The following is a 14,860-nucleotide window of genomic DNA, read 5'->3' on the forward strand; positions in this document are numbered from 1 at the left end:
CCCCCCCCGTGTGACTGACCTGGCGAGATCCGCCATCGCAGCCGCGGATCTGGTCGTCGTGCCGGTTCAGCCATCTCCCTACGACGTCTGGGCGGCCGATGAGGTGGTAAAGTTGATCGGCGAGGCCGCAGCCTTTAAGGGGAACCAGAAATCTGTTTTTGTAATTAATCGTAGAATCGCAAAAACGGCAATCGGTAGAGACGTTGCCGCCGCACTGGCTGCTTATCCTCTGCCACTGGCCTCAACCGTCATCGGCCAGCGCGTTGTGTACGCAGAGGCGGCTGCACGCGGCTTGGCGGTGTTCGAGATTGAGGAAAACGGGCCTGCGGCTCAGGAGATTGGACTACTGGCAACGGAGTTGTTCGGATGAGCGGAAAACGAATTACCATCGGCGGGCGACCGAGCACTGCCAACCAGCTTCCAATTACAGATTCATGGGTCGCGGATCGCGAGGTCGGCACACAGGCGATACCGATGAAACGGCTAACGATCGATATTCCCGAGGATCTGCATCGTCGAATCAAGGCAGCCACCGCGGCACGCGGAGCAAAAATGGCTGACGAGGTGCGAGAGATGTTGATACAGAAATACGGAAAATCGTAAAAGGTGATTTACGGAGAATATCCATGCGACGGTGGCGTGTACCCAACAGGTGGTGGCGGCTGTCCGCGGCCGAAACGGTTCGTTGGAGCGGGATCGGCCTGCTGGTGGCAGCCGCACAGGCGATGTTGCTGAGCAAGGGCGAGATCAATCTGCCCATCGGCATCTTTTTAATTGTCGGTCCCGTCCTGGTCATCGCTTCGCTGTTCTTCAAGCAGCGCTCTTAGCCGACGGTTCGGGCGAAGACGGGAGCTGCCATCCCTGAGCCGATCCTTGAGCGCGCGAACCCGATGGTTGATTCGCGGTTCGACACACCAGTAGGCGCCGGCAGCCAGCTGGTCGTCGTGCAACCGCAAAACAGCGGTGGCTGCGCGCTCAAATTCGCCCTGATCACGCGCCGTCAATCCCGACATAAACGACGTATCGTCGGCATAGGTGTTGTGGTAAAGCCATTCGCGTCGAAACGTGCCGTTATCAACCACACGCGCCAAGTGCTCATCAATATCTAGAATAAATTTCATTCTAGTTTTCGTGTAATTATTATCAAAGCAATCTATTTCTATCATTTTTATCGTATAATATATCGGATCTAAGCCACACAATAACTTCATCATGCGACTTCTAATTTTCCATTCATTCAGAGTTACCGACATAAATTTCTTTATAAGAGATATCGTCATTTTCATTCTCCAGCTCATTAGCTGAAAAAATCGTACAAGATCGCTTCATTTGAGCAAAATTTCTGTAATATGATCTGTGTTTTGCTTAATAAGCACTTTGTGATATAATCAAACGCTATATTTTACTGTAATACATGTGCTACTTCTCCCTATCGGTACATATCATTCCACCGTCCGAACGTTGTATACTTGGATAACACCGACATGGAGGAGCCCCCTCTTTATGAACCCGAGACACTTTGCCATCACGGCCGCCCTCATGCTGACGCTACAGGCATGTGCGTCAAGCGGCCCCCAAAGCGGCTATGAGGGACGCCCTGGCGACAGTCGGGCGTACAAGATCGCGCGCGCGGCCGGGATCCAGGGCGTCCGAGATGTACAATTGCCTGAGGGAGCCAACATGCCCTCAGAGAGCATCTTCGACAGTTCCCTGGCCGGCGGCGTTGTCGGTGCGTTGGCACCCGCCGCCGGACTGACGGCGCTTTCCAGCGGCGCTCTTGGCTTTCTCAGTGGAGCCACAGGACCTAAGGCACCGACATGGCCTGTGATGATTGCGTGGGTGCCAACTGATGTTGCCTCGACATCCAGTGACGTCGTCGACTCTGTTGTCGGTGCCATCGAAACAGCTAACGTTGCACAATCCGTCAGCAAATTTGTTCCTGACGTAAGCGTCTCAAAAAATGTCGAGCGAACTGGTAAGAATAAAATCGGATATCGGATAGATTATAGCTTCATCACGCCACTATGCGAGAAAGCAAAGCGTTGTGGATACCAGCTAAATATCTCTACGCCCAAAGAAATTTCTCCAATACATCCGCCATCCGCAGAACACATAAATCCTGGTATTCTTTCTACATCTGGCTTTCCAGATTACAGTTACGTCCCTGATAAATGGGGCGCGGATGGAATGTCCGTTTTCCCTGACTACGACATTATGCGGGATTTTTCATCCCGTCTACCAAATTGGATCTACTTATATTTCCCTGCAAACACTGTTGCCTATCGTAAAGATGAAAACCGAATGGGATTTCTCAAGTATCCAATCATTCTGCACCAGGGCAAAATACTATTTTTCGTGAAAAACCAGTAGTAAAGGGGCGCCAGATGGCGCCCCTTCACCTTTCACCTCAGCTCGCTCTCAATCTTCCGCCGCACGGCATCAGCGTCCATATCAGTCCACCGCTCCTTCAACCGGTCGAGCGTGTTCAGCCGGGCGGCCGTTGAGAGATAAGATCCCGATCCGGTAAGCCGATCAGCCGTCATTTTGTCCGTGGTTGGCAAGTGCCCAGTCTCCGACAGGATGCCCATCCACTCGCTCAGATCGACTTTCGACCAGTCGACCTCTTCCAGGCGCTCCGCCGGAATACCGCCGCATTGTGGATTCTCGCCGGTTCCCCACGACAGCCCAAGCTGCGGCCGCATCTGCTCTTGGAGGATGCGAGACAGCGGCGATGCGAAGCAGCAATGCGCCTCTCGCTTCTCAATGCACTGCCCGAGCACCTTCGTTTTGCAATAGCTGCCGACATAATGGCACGATTTGAGCTGCCGCTTCGCACCAAGTTCAAATTCGGACTGCTCACATGCCCAGATGATCTGGATGAGAAGCATCGTGACTGTATAAATCGTATAGGCGGTCATCACCCAGGACATCGCTGTTCCAACGAACGCTTCACCTCCTCCCAATTGCATTTCACCGCTGGCCAAGTTCCCATTCTCAAAGGCCGACGTGACACCATCCCTGCCCACTACTGAAAACAATGAATTTGCCGCTGCGTCTCCAAACGCTTGAGCAATAAACTTTGCTGTCTCCTGCATAAGCTCTTGCTGAGCGACGGTGAGGATACCCTTACTGCTAACTTCTGAGGCAGCAGCTTCAGTACCGCCCGTCACGCTCTGCCATGCCTGAACGAAGGGCTTCTGGAGTTCCGTCCAGGCCGTGTCGATGGGTTGGGTGAGCGTCTCCCAGGCTCCACGGATACCCTCAGATGCCTCAAGAATCCCGGTCGCGTTGGCAAGCTTGCCCATCTGAAACAGCAGGGTCAGATAATCCGCCATGCTCACGCCATCCGGCCTGACGCAACAGTCCACAACGCCGGCGACCGCCTTCTTGCATTCCAGACCATCGCCTTTGAAGATGTCGCAGGTGACGTTGTTCGTGCCGTCGCTCGGCGTGCACTGGCCATCCATACCCATGAACCTCGCGGCGTAGAGGGCGGCCGCCGCCTCTTCGAACGCGGGGGACTGCTCATAGCTGGTGGTCACGCAGGGCTTGTCGCCGCACATCACCATGCTGCCGACGCATGAATAGCCCGTCTCGGTCTCGATAGCCGGGATCTCCCGCTCGTAGCCACAATCCCAGGTCTCGGTCTGCACATAGCAGGTGCCTGAGGCGCCCTCGGCGCCTGCCACGCACTCGCTTGAGATGATGCCGCAGGACGGGTTCGCTTCCAGCTCCGCACAGCTGTTCACCGGCTCGCTATCGATCACCGGGCAGTGCTCGACGCCCTTCGGATCGGTCCAGCACTCCATCGGCCCACGCCAGAAGCCACAGCTCGACTCGACGCTGGCTTCCATGCACATGGCCGACAAGCCTGACGCCGGCGACGACGACAGTTGACTCTCGCAGACCCTGACGCCGGCGATCTCGGCACAGACCGGACCATCCGGCTGTCCGTCGCCGTCTGCATCAGGTCCATAGTCGACCAGGTCGGGCATCCTGGTGCAGGTCGTGGTCGCCGAACAGAAGCCGTCGCCGGCAGCGCGTGCCGCTGCCACGGCGCTCGGCGGATACCACTCGTCCCGCATGATCGCACGCTGTGGATCATATAGGATCCGGATCCGCCCGTAGCCTTCACCGCCGCCCGTCACCGAGACACGGATCTTGAAGGACAAGACCTGGCCAGTCTGAAAGGGCGCCGTGACATCGAGGTCGGGGTTCTGCTCCCAGCTTGTCGCCAGTTCGCAGCTGCCCTCCGTCTCCGGCGGAAACGTGTCGCCGTGAGGTCCACCCCAGATCTTGTCGCCGCCCAGCCAGACCTGCATGTAGTCGTCATATTTGACATAATCGAGCGTCGCAGACAGGACCGCATCCGGATTGATCACCTCAACGACGGTCTCCTGCTCGAACACCGCGCAGGTGCCAGACCAGTAGTTATCGCCGACTCGGCCGATCCAGAGTTCCATGCAACCTTCGCCACAGCTCGCGAGGTTCATCGGGCCATCGACATGGCGCACGACGCCGGCGGAATAGTCGTGGCGCAGGATTGCTGATCCGCCGACATCCTTCACCCGCTCGCACGTCCGATACTCCGGCATGTGCACACGACGCACGGAATCGCGATAGGAATGCTGGGTCTTGCACTCGCCGAAGACGGTGCTCAGGCGGCCCGGATCCGCGTGGAGCTCGTCGACCTGCCAGAAGATCGGATCGTTGTTAAGATCCGGCCGCATCCGGGTCTTCGAATCGGTGATCATCCGATAGGCCTCGCCCGACACCGAGGGCTCTGTTGCCAGGCGCTTCTGGGCATCCTCACCAGCGCGCGTCAGGGCGGCATCATTGCCATAAAGCGCCTGCAGGTCGACGGAACTGTCGACCGTCGCACCGGGGAACAGCTCGCCGATCGAGAACTTCTGTTCTCGCTGGCCCGGATTGAATGTGACGGCGCCGGTGCCCTGGTCGACCTTGAACAGGCTGTCGAGGTTGTCCAGCTTCTGCGATTCGCCGAAGATCTTCGCCGCCGCTGCGGCATTGGACATTCGCTGCGCCTGCGTCTGGGCCTGCGCGATCGCCTCGCCAGCGTGCAGCTGAATCAGGCTGATCGCGGCCACAGCCGCGATCAGCTCGCGTTGGAAGAATTTCTGCATTGGCGGCTCCGACGTCGTGGTTCTGGCGCCGATCCTACCGGTCCACGAGCCGCGAAACCTCTACGGGTTTTGTCGATTTATTGACGTAACCTTGTCGTCGATTTCCAGCCGCGGCTCGCGGCGGGCGGTTGGATCGTCAGCGAACCGCTCCTCAGCCTCAGCCTTGCTGCGGCCCAGCCTGACCAACGATCCGATCGATCGGCCGAGCAGGCGATACAAGTCAACTGCCATCCGCGCTTGCCCAAGAACTCCCAAAATAATGACGATCGGCGCCGATATTACGGCGAAAATCAACATTGCATAAAATCCATATTTTCCTAAGAAAGCTACCATATGTATGAATACCTTAGCTAAATAGGCGATCACATCTATGGAAAAAAATAATATCGGCACAATGTATTCGTACCATAAATCATCCATAGCTAATCCCCTGCAATATTTCTCTTCGATTTCTTTGCAATTTCATCGACTTCGTCCGAACCATCACCGGCAAATTTATCCCACAGCCGGTCGATCGTGCCGGAATTCTCTATCTGCTCACGCCTCTCTTTCTGATAGATGGTAGCAGCTTCCTTCTTTTGAACAAAACCGTCGGTTGTCGGCAGTTTGCCGCTCTCTGCCTCCATCCGACGACGTTCATCGTCTGCGAATCGCTCATCCATCCGGGGCATGTCCGGACTGTTCCCAGAGGTGTAGGCGTCGGCCGCTTCCGCGACCTGGTCGGGCCGAAGCTTGCCCGCCCCTGCCAAGCCACCATAGCGCGCATTCGTCTGTGCACGGATCCGATCCGCGTCGCCATCGATGGCACCGAACTGCGGCGCATCAGGCGCCGGACTGTCGACCGTCGGCCGTGTGCCCAGGCCGACCCCCGGCAACGCCTGGCCAACCACCCCGCTCAGCGCGGTCACCGCATCCGACTGAACATCAGGGCTCAGCGAATTCCGGCCGAGGTTCTGCAGATAGAGGAGCTTCGCTGCCGTCTCCGTCTGGGCCCCGCTCATGCTCCCTCGGAGATTGGGATTGCGCTCAAGATCATGCGCGAAATCGTCCAGCGCCGGCTGCGCCGGATCACCGATCGCCACCACGGCGCGGTCGAGCGCCTGCCGCGCCTCCGGTGCATTCAGGACTTTGCCGGCCAGATCGGCGAGGCCCATGCGCTTACCGGTGCTGAAGCTGGACGAGAATGCCTCGGCCCGCTGCAAGGCTTCGGATCGCTCTCGCATCTCGCTGGCCGAATCCGTCACTGCCTCCTGGTGTGAGGCGCTGAAGGTGCTCGTCAGCTGGCGGCCAGCACTCGAATTCAGGTCGTAGGCCATTGCCTCGCCCAGCTTCACACTGTCGCCACTCGACATCGAGCGGCTCGCTTCTTCGGCGAGCGTGTTCGCCACACTGCTGCCAATGCGGTCGGTGTTCTGCGCGCCACCGGTCATGCTGCCTTGCACTGCATCCAGAGCGCCGAGGAGCCTCTGCCCTGCCTTCGTCCCGAAGAATTTCTCGGACTTGCCCAGGGTGGCAGCGCCAGCAGCCACCCTGGCGACCAGCCCGGCCCCGGCGTTCATCGCAATCATCGCCGCGGTCGCGTCATTAATCGCCTTTTCATCGGTGATGCCTTTCGCCTCTGCGACGCGTTCGGCTATCGCATGCCCCGCCTGCCATGTCTGAGCCTGGTCGGCCAGGAAGGTGTTGCCATAGGCACGGGTGAAGTTGCTGCTATCCGACACAGATCTGGAATCCGCCGTCGCAGCCTGAAGAGAGGTCGACAGCCCCTGGCTGGCACGCAGCGCCTCCTGCTCCTGTAGAGCTGTCGACCGTGTCGCCGCGTAACCGACCTCGATCTCAGGCAGCGCAGAGCCGATGTTCGTCCGAGCCACCGCGCCAAACGAATTCTGGGTGAATGGTGTCTCCGACGCCACCATGGGCGTGCCGGCTGTCAGCGCCGGCGCTGCACGCGCTTCGTCATAATGATCGGCTGTGCGCATGCGCGTGGCCAGGGCTGACGTCGCAATCGCTCCGCCGGTGACCAACGTCAGGGCCAACATCGGCGTCGCCGCCATCAGCATGTCGGTCACCGCCATCTGATCAGCGAGCTGCCCCTCGAACTGGATCACCCCAAGCATAGACGTCAACGGCAGCCGCTCGACCTCTTCCAGGCGCGTGACCACACCGGCCATGACGTTGGCTGAGTACATACGGATGATCGCAATGGTCGGGTACCAAAGGTTGATCCAAAGGTAGAGGATGAAATATTTTGGCAGAAGGCGCTGACCACTTGCACCGAGAGCCAGAAGAAATGGCAGGAACAATGTCGCGGCGAACGCAAACATCTCCACGAACGTGATGATGAATTGCATCGAGTTCGTGAACATTGATCGCTCTGCGGACCACTGCGCATTCCGTTGCTTGATGGCATCGCGGTTCGCCGTTGCCTCGGTGAAATGCAGCTCCTGCATATATCGTTGGGCCGCTCCTTCGTTGAAAACGTTCACAAGCAGCGTCGCGAGCACGAACGCATCCGGATCTGTGGGCTCCATGTAGCCAAGCCGTCTAAAGCTCTCCAGGGCGGCTCCCACCAGATCCTGCGCCTCTGGGCCAGATCCAGTTCTGTTGAAACCTAGAAGCGGCGCCAGACGCTTTTCATAGTAAACGGGCAGAAATTCTGTCTGCGTGAACGGTGCCAGCTCAAGCCAAGCCTCGCGGCACGAAAGGATCGTCGCACCGTTACTAGCAGCATCTGTGCCATACATCACGTGGTCGAAGCGCACCGCCTCCAACACATCTGCCATAGCCGTCAATTCGTCCAGCTGCTTTCCACCACTCCCGTCATCAAAGACCTTGCGGGTAATCATGGTGGTCGAGCAGTCCTGCACATACCGGGTCCAGTCGTCCCAGAAGGAATGGCTGGCCAGCGGCTCATTTGCAGCGCCAAGAGCCGAACGATTGAAAGACGTCAATGCGACCGTTCTCAACACCGCCATTGGATTGTCGACGCCAGTATCAGTGATCCCTGGAACGCCGAAGGCTGTCTCCAATTCACGGGTGAGATAAAGCCCAACCGTGCTCATGATGGTGCCGGTTGCGGCAATCCCGATCGGGATATTCGCCACCTGCCGCACTTCACCAGTACGAACACTTTCCAGTGTTACTGTTGTGGTCGGGACAAATGCGAGCAGGTAAAGAACGAATCCCGAGAGCAGACCAAATAGTGGACGACCAATGTCCATCGTCGTCACCGACTGCCATCCGGCAAGGATGATACCGACAAGGAACCCCAGTGCAACCAAACCACGCATCGTACCGCTCGCAAACACGATGGCGAGCGCATTGAAGACGTCGGACAGCGAATCAACGTCGCCGAGTACTATGATGTCGAATTCCATTTTTTCACCTGTGGGATCGTCTCACTGCCCGATTCTATCCGACCGATTTCAGCGAAACTCCCACGGGTTTTGTCGATTTATTAACGTAGGGCGTTTTTTTGGATGGATATAAAGGACGAGAAATGACAGTGACAGGCCGCTAGACTTGTGATATCAGGTTGACTGTTCAACGGTGTACTTCAACCCGGACCTGCTCCAGCCTTAGCGGAGCAGCAGCATCTGAGCCTATGCGAGATGCCATGAAGTGAGGAGCCGCGGCCTCAATTCCGCAGCCGCCTGGCGGCCGGCGTGACGACGTTCGCACCAGGGCCACGGCCTTGATTTTATATGAAATGCGGCCACCAAACGTGGCCGCGGCCGGTTTGGCCAATGCTACGGTTTTTAACAAAAAATCAATGTGAATTGCGTCAGCACCTGCGCTCGCGCGCGGATGGCCAGTGCCCGACGCATACAATCGCCCGCCCCTGGTTCAGGTTTTTTTACCCGCACCAGCAAGGCAGAGAAAAAGCACTCTCTTTTCGTAGAAAAGAGAGTGCTCGATGCATGGTCAGATCATCAGTTTTTTCAAAGAATTAGCCTAGGGTGAAAACTGTTCTCCGAGGAATTCGGGAAAGTTTTTAACCTGAACCAGGGGAAGAATAAAAGCAGGGCGCGCAACCTCGCAGAAAAATGCGCGGGCATCCAACGCCACACGTGGGTATTCAAACAACCATCGAACGAGGACATCCCATGGGAGAGCAACACCTGCGAGAAGAACAACACCTGCAAACCGGGAAACTCTACAGATATGACGGCAATCAACTTGTCGAGCTTGAACCATCAACTGAGAGAAAAATTCCAATCACAGAGGATGCGCATCAAGAACTTTCAAAAATTCGAAACAACATCTCAAAAGTTCTTGGTTTTCGACCGGAACTTTCTCTCATTGCATCAGCAATGATTACTTACTTGTCGAATAATGAGAACATCAACGAAGTCATCAAGGAGTATGCCGTCAGCCTATATATGAAGTAATAAGTCGTATTATTATTATATGGGCTTTGCTGTACGCTCTCACAGCCCAGAGATGATTGCATATTGCTTCTGTAAGAATTTACAGGTACTTGCAATCAAAGTATCGCAAACAGCGCCTGGATAGCGTCCAGGGTGCCCGCTGTTCTCCGACAATTACCTGCCTCGGCAGCCTATCAAAGGTGCACATGATCTGTGAAAGCCGACATGTGTAGTAATTAAACGCTCATGTATCACATGGCAAAGGTTATGTTATGGCGAATGCAAAAGGTGGATGGAAAGGAAGTTTGGCTTCGATTTTGAAGCAGCACAACGGATCCAAGGTCGATGGTTCCGTTGCTTCCTATGCAACGCAATATAAACGTTCAAGCGTCCTTTTTTCTTCATTTAAGGAACTCAGGACACTCGGATACAAGATTGATTCGGTGACCCAATTCAAGGGCAAGCACTTTGACGCACTTGTGCGTTCATGGTCTGCTCGCGGGCTCAGCTCATCCACGATACAAAATCGTATTTCTGTATTTCGTGTTTTCTGTAAATGGGTCGGGAAGGACGGAATGATCCAAAGATATGAAAAGCAGATCCGAGAGAGTGGCATTAGCCGTCGATCAATGGTTGCCGATAATGATCGTTCATGGTCGGCGGCAGGGGTGGATGTTCAGAAGAAAATAGGTGAAGTTTCTGCGCAGGATAAACGCGTCGGCATCCAATTGGAGCTTCAAAGAGCATTTGGGCTGCGGGCACGTGAATCAATGCAGTTACGCCCACATCAAGCGGATAAAGGTCATTATTTGGCGGTTTCGCACGGCACGAAAGGTGGTCGAGATCGCGTCGTTGAAATCGGCAACAAATACCAGCGTGATGTTCTCGATCGGGCCAAGGCACTCGCATCTAAAAACGGATCAACCATTGATCCGAAAAAGAACTTGTCTCAATGGAAAAATCATTATTATCGGGTCATTCGGTCGCATGGCATTACACGTGATTCTGGGTTCACGAGCCACGGGCTCCGCCATGAACGACTTAATGAAGTTTACAAGGAAGTTACGGGTAATTTGTCTCCGGTACAGGGAGGCGGGAAAGTAGATCGTGAGATCGATAACTTCGCTCGTCAAGAAGTTGCCGAAGTAGCCGGGCATTCTCGTTCATCTATTTCTTCCGCATATCTTGGTTCCGGGCGGCGCTAACCTAATTTTGACCCCAATTTTAATGGGGTGCGACAAAATGAAGCGTGCTGCATAAAGTGCTGCAGCTGAAGCTGACTCCTAACCCCGGATCTGGCGTCCGCCGTGTTGAACGAAGACGACGCCAGCCGCGCCGGCAGCCGCCGCGGCACGCCGGTTCGTGTCGACGCAGCGGCTTGCCAGCCAATCCCCGGCGAAGGCGGATTTGACCACCACATGAAGCCGTCGGTCCCCATCGATGCCGAGACAGTGGCTGCCGCCGAGCCAGGAAGCCCGCAGAACTTCCCCGCGTTCAGCTGTCCAGGCCTCCAGGAAGTGTTTCCAGGCCTCTCCTGCCTCGCTGAGGGTCGGTGGGGTGGCAGAAACGCCAGACGGGGCTGGGGGAATCGCAGGCGCTGTCTCAGCTTCGATCCGGGCTGCCAGGCGCTCCAGATCCTCAACCCGCGGTTTTGGCGCCTCGGCGGAGGCGATGCGCGGTGATCTCACCGGCTCAGGCGATCTAGCCAGCAGTCGGGCGATATTCGGAGCCAGATCCCAGCGCTGCGGCGTTGCCACCCAGCGCATGAACCACGCGCCCGGGCTGGTAATTTCCGGGCTATCACGGGCCAGAATCCAGGCCGTGATGGCCTCGGCCGGGCCATGGCGATCGAGGGCCCAGGTCCAGATCCGGCCAGGATGACGATCGGCGCCGATCGTGCTCTGGAAATGTTCGGCTGCCCGTGCTTCCAGGCGATCCAGGTGAATGAGGTCATCGGTTCCTGCCAGAAGCTGGCCGGTCCGACTGCGGGCAAGCAGGGCATGCAGATCGTCCACCGGCGGTGCCGTGAGATCCGGTGTTGCCGACGAACCCCCAGCGGATCGACGTGCCCGCGTTGGCGGGCAGATGTCGGCGGTTGTATCTGATGATGAGCTGGTTGCTTGGGTTGTGGCGGGGCTATGAGTGGGCGGCGGCGTAGCCGGCGCCGCTTTTTGATCGCTTCGCGAAGCGGCCGTGTTTACAGATTGGCTGGTTCTTCTGACTGTTTCTGTTGTCCGGAAAATTTTTCCGTCATCTGCGGAAATCTCTTCCGCTTTGCGCATAAGAGTGATGGCGGCGCGGCCGGCCTCGATCACATCCCCGACGCGCTCCATGAACCCCCGAAGGCTGATCAGGGGCGTCCGGCGACGGCCTCTATGACGGATCTCGATCAACCCTGCTCCGGCCAGGCGCCGCAGCGAGGTCCGGACCTGGCGGTCGGACAGGCAGCCCTGAACCGCCACAAAGCTGGCGCTCGGCCAGACCACAGTGTCGCCGGCGTCGATGTCAGCCTGGGAGAGGTGATGCACCAGCCGGCGCAGCACCTTGCCATCAGCATGCGTGAGATGGGCAAGCTCCGGCAGATGCTGCAGCTGGTCGGTAGCATCGAGCAGCGCGAGCTTGTTTAAATGTGCCGGTCGCGCATGAGCCGCTGGCTCTGCGCGCACCGCGCCTGTCACGGTTGACATGTTCTCGCTCCTGTTATGGACCGAGAGCCCAAGCACACCATCCCCTATTCGGCCCGACCAAAGGTCTTGCCGGGTGGGTCGCCAACCGTTATAATCAGAGCTGTTTTGTGGTGCTCTGCTTTCCTTCGCCGGTAAGCGTATTGTGTGCACTCAGTCTCAAAAACCGCCGCCCTGGCCAAAGGGCGGCGGTTTTACTTTTCGGTCTGGTGGCGGTCCAGATATTCCTCGACAGCGGCCTCGACGAGCGCAGCACGCGTGCGAAATCCCAATCCCGGCCGGGCGCTGTCCAGACGCTCAATAAGTGATGCCGGCAGAGTCGAGCAAACTTTCACGCTCCCGGCAGCACGCTGCCGTTCGTAGTGCTCTTTTGCGCGCATGCGCATGTGTGCAAGCCGATCCGCCATAGCTAGAATCTATTCTCTGAGTGGGCATGAGAACAAGCAAAATCGTGTCGTTCACAGAATCTCGCTCCGGCAGCTCGACTAATGCCAAAGCCGCAGGCAACCGATCGCCAGTCAAACAAGCGAAATTGTGAGGCGGTGCCCCAGAACCTGAGCCGCTCGCTGCAAAGTTGCCAGCGTGATGTTGCTGTCCCCGCCGAGCAGGCGGTTTACTTGCGTGCGGCTGGTGTGCATGCGTTCAGCAAGTGCGGTTTTCGACAGCTTCTGCGCTCGCATCGCTTCCTTAAGCTGCCATGCCAGAACGCGCTCGATCGCAGTCGCCTCGCACGTTTCAAGATCACCTTCGTTGATTAGAAAGTCATCCAGGGTGGTCAGCTCATCGACATTCCGCGGGATGTCATTATTCATGATCATTTTTTCCCAATCGTTCTCAGAATTCTCTGAGGCGTTTTTTCGCTGTTTCGATCTCGATTTTCGGGGTTTTCTGGGTCTTTTTGATAAATCCCGAAAGGATCAGGATTTTTCCGTCTTTGACTGCGAAGAGGACGCGCGCAATTTTTTGGGTCGGCAGGGTACTGCGAATCTCCCAGATCCCAGACTCTAGGGATCTGCACAGCGGCATTCCAATCGGCCAGCCGTATTGCAGCGTCTTCAGATCGGTTCCGATCGCTTGCCTCTCCGCTTTCTCCAGCGATTGCAGCCAATCCCGAACGACCTCGTTTCCGGCCGCCGTTCGATAGAACACCACCTCGATTTTCTGCATGGTTCGATCCTATTTCAAAATACGACGTACCATAAAAAGTTCAATCTGAACTTCGGTATAATTTTTGCTGGCGCGGTTCAGACAAGAATCCGCTCCACCTCATCCAGCGTCACGTCATCCGGCCGCCGGTCATAAAGCTGGGTGGTGCGGGTGGAAGCATGGTTGGCCATGGTCGCCGCCTTTTCCAGCGTGCCTCCATTCTTCAGATAGACGGTGATCCCCGTCGCCCGAAAGCTGTGATTGCCGATCAGCGTCGCAATCCCTGCCGCCGCGGCCCGGCGCCGGATCATCGCATAGGCATCGGCCTGCTGCATCGCCCGGTCGCTCAGCCGGCCAGTGCCACGGGCGATGGTCCGGAACAGCGCGCCCCGCCGGTCCCCCGACAGAGCGCAGCCCTCTATATAGTCGTGCAGCCAGGCATCGAGATTGTGGTGACAGGGCATGTCGTGGCGCTTACCGCCCTTCTCATGCAACCGCACCCAGAGCCGGCGGTTCTGGACGTAGACGTCCTCGACCCGCATGGCCAGAGCCGCCCCGATTCGGGCGAAGCTGTAGATCATCAACCCGATCAGTGCCCGATCGCGCAACCCCGCGGGCGTGGTGACGTCTATCGAGTCCAGAATCTGTCGGGCCTCGGCCGCATCCAGTACGGGAGTCTTGCCCCGTTTGACCCGATGGACCGGACCACGCACTGACGTCGCAGGGTTGGTCGGAATGATCTGGCCGGTCACCAGCCAGTCGAACAGATGCTTTAGCCCCGCCAGGCGCTGCTTGACCGTCGGTGCCGCAAAATGCCGGGTCTGGAGTTCCACCCAGGCAGCCACATGCAGCGGCTGGACCTGCCCGATCGATATCAGCCCAACGGTGCCGCACCAGGTCAGGAAGTCCTCGGCCGCCCGACCATAGGCCCTGCGGGTGTGCGGGTTGCGGATCCGGGCGGCGAAAAATTCGAGGAAGCGCAGTTGGGCCGGGACGCCAGCGGCGGCAACCAAAAGAGGGGCTGATTTCTCAACTGAATTGTAAATTTTAAGATCAAACAATTTTTCCATGATCAACTCCCATTTTCTTGAATAATTTTATGATGTCTTTCAATGCTGGACTTGTTCCATATTTCATATAGCCGCATAATGTCAGAATATATGCTTTCTTTATATAAAAATCAGATATTCCCATTTTATAAATTTCAAATATAAATCTCACAGATTCTCTTGATTCTATTTTTATAGGAAAATTTTTACCATCGATTGAAATAAATTCTGATATTTGATATTTTTTATCTTTATTTAAAATGAAGCCTACCTCAGATAAAAAGACAGGAAATACACTAAGATTAACAACCTCAATTCCAAATTTTGTGGGAAATTTTTCATTACAAATTATATAAGTAGGTCTCACCTTAATTATAACTCTGCTTAAGAGCCTGTTGCAGAATGGGTCTTCGGAATGTGTCGCGATCGCAGTGAGATCCGCCCTTGAGCCTGCGGCCGGCGCCTGA

General features: G+C 56.4%; 14 protein-coding genes and 1 pseudogene. 5 read left to right on the forward strand and 10 right to left on the reverse strand.

The features are described 5' to 3' along the window. Positions 1–370, forward strand: a pseudogene (locus IEW15_RS23275) (hypothetical protein); the annotation flags it as partial. After that, the gene (locus tag IEW15_RS23280) at positions 367–603 is read left to right on the forward strand and encodes a hypothetical protein (protein WP_188582545.1); all 237 of its coding nucleotides are present in this window, start codon (positions 367–369) and stop codon (positions 601–603) included. The pseudogene IEW15_RS23275 and the gene IEW15_RS23280, both read left to right, overlap by 4 nt. A 167-nt stretch (positions 604–770) precedes the next feature. Here the strand turns inward: IEW15_RS23280 and IEW15_RS23285 are convergent, their stop codons facing one another. Continuing rightward, the gene (locus tag IEW15_RS23285) at positions 771–1,280 is read right to left on the reverse strand and encodes a hypothetical protein (protein WP_188582547.1); all 510 of its coding nucleotides are present in this window, start codon (positions 1,278–1,280) and stop codon (positions 771–773) included. A gap of 223 nt (positions 1,281–1,503) precedes the next feature. Between IEW15_RS23285 and IEW15_RS23290 the strand changes: the two genes are divergently transcribed. Next, on the forward strand, positions 1,504–2,370 hold the full coding sequence (locus tag IEW15_RS23290) for a hypothetical protein (protein WP_188582549.1): 867 nt from the start codon (positions 1,504–1,506) through the stop codon (positions 2,368–2,370). A 32-nt stretch (positions 2,371–2,402) separates the two neighbouring features. On the opposite strand, the gene traN is transcribed toward IEW15_RS23290, so the two are convergent. From traN to IEW15_RS23305, 3 genes are read right to left on the reverse strand one after another with little or no spacing between them, the layout of a single operon-like run. Further along, complete coding sequence (gene traN / locus IEW15_RS23295; RefSeq protein WP_188582555.1) at positions 2,403–5,144, reverse strand: conjugal transfer mating pair stabilization protein TraN; 2,742 nt, start codon at positions 5,142–5,144, stop codon at positions 2,403–2,405. A gap of 60 nt (positions 5,145–5,204) precedes the next feature. Next, positions 5,205–5,564 carry a hypothetical protein gene (locus IEW15_RS23300; protein ID WP_188582557.1) on the reverse strand — a complete coding sequence of 120 codons (360 nt, stop codon included), beginning with the start codon at positions 5,562–5,564 and terminating at the stop codon, positions 5,205–5,207. Between the two features lie 2 nt (positions 5,565–5,566). After that, the gene (locus IEW15_RS23305) at positions 5,567–8,521 is read right to left on the reverse strand and encodes a conjugal transfer protein TraG N-terminal domain-containing protein (RefSeq protein WP_188582559.1); all 2,955 of its coding nucleotides are present in this window, start codon (positions 8,519–8,521) and stop codon (positions 5,567–5,569) included. A gap of 729 nt (positions 8,522–9,250) precedes the next feature. On the opposite strand from IEW15_RS23305, the gene IEW15_RS23310 reads away from it, so the two are divergent. Together IEW15_RS23310 and IEW15_RS23315 are read left to right on the forward strand one after the other, a co-directional pair. Next, entirely contained in the window at positions 9,251–9,535 is a 285-nt protein-coding gene (locus IEW15_RS23310) for a hypothetical protein (protein WP_188582561.1), read from the forward strand. A gap of 251 nt (positions 9,536–9,786) precedes the next feature. Continuing rightward, positions 9,787–10,719 (forward strand): integrase domain-containing protein, encoded by a 933-nt coding sequence (locus IEW15_RS23315; RefSeq protein WP_188582563.1) that lies wholly within the window; start codon positions 9,787–9,789, stop codon positions 10,717–10,719. Between the two features lie 78 nt (positions 10,720–10,797). Here IEW15_RS23315 and IEW15_RS23320 read toward each other — a convergent pair whose 3' ends face one another. The 6 genes from IEW15_RS23320 to IEW15_RS23345 form a co-directional block, all read right to left on the reverse strand. Beyond that, a complete protein-coding gene (locus IEW15_RS23320) occupies positions 10,798–12,201 on the reverse strand; it encodes a helix-turn-helix domain-containing protein (protein ID WP_188582565.1) in 1,404 nt (467 codons plus the stop codon). A gap of 191 nt (positions 12,202–12,392) precedes the next feature. Beyond that, the gene (locus tag IEW15_RS23325; RefSeq protein ID WP_188582567.1) at positions 12,393–12,584 is read right to left on the reverse strand and encodes a ribbon-helix-helix protein, CopG family; all 192 of its coding nucleotides are present in this window, start codon (positions 12,582–12,584) and stop codon (positions 12,393–12,395) included. Positions 12,585–12,716: 132 nt separating this feature from the next. Further along, positions 12,717–13,010: a helix-turn-helix domain-containing protein gene (locus IEW15_RS23330; protein ID WP_188582569.1), complete on the reverse strand. Its 294-nt coding sequence runs from the start codon at positions 13,008–13,010 to the stop codon at positions 12,717–12,719. A gap of 22 nt (positions 13,011–13,032) precedes the next feature. Next, entirely contained in the window at positions 13,033–13,365 is a 333-nt protein-coding gene (locus IEW15_RS23335) for a type II toxin-antitoxin system RelE/ParE family toxin (RefSeq protein WP_188582571.1), read from the reverse strand. 77 nt (positions 13,366–13,442) lie between these two features. Then, positions 13,443–14,414 carry a tyrosine-type recombinase/integrase gene (locus IEW15_RS23340; RefSeq protein WP_188582573.1) on the reverse strand — a complete coding sequence of 324 codons (972 nt, stop codon included), beginning with the start codon at positions 14,412–14,414 and terminating at the stop codon, positions 13,443–13,445. Beyond that, positions 14,398–14,860, reverse strand: a 463-nt coding sequence (locus IEW15_RS23345; protein ID WP_229708589.1) for a hypothetical protein, incomplete at its 5' end; no start/stop codon positions are given. The genes IEW15_RS23340 and IEW15_RS23345, both read right to left, overlap by 17 nt.

It is taken from the genome of Tistrella bauzanensis (assembly GCF_014636235.1).
Classification (GTDB): domain Bacteria; phylum Pseudomonadota; class Alphaproteobacteria; order Tistrellales; family Tistrellaceae; genus Tistrella; species Tistrella bauzanensis.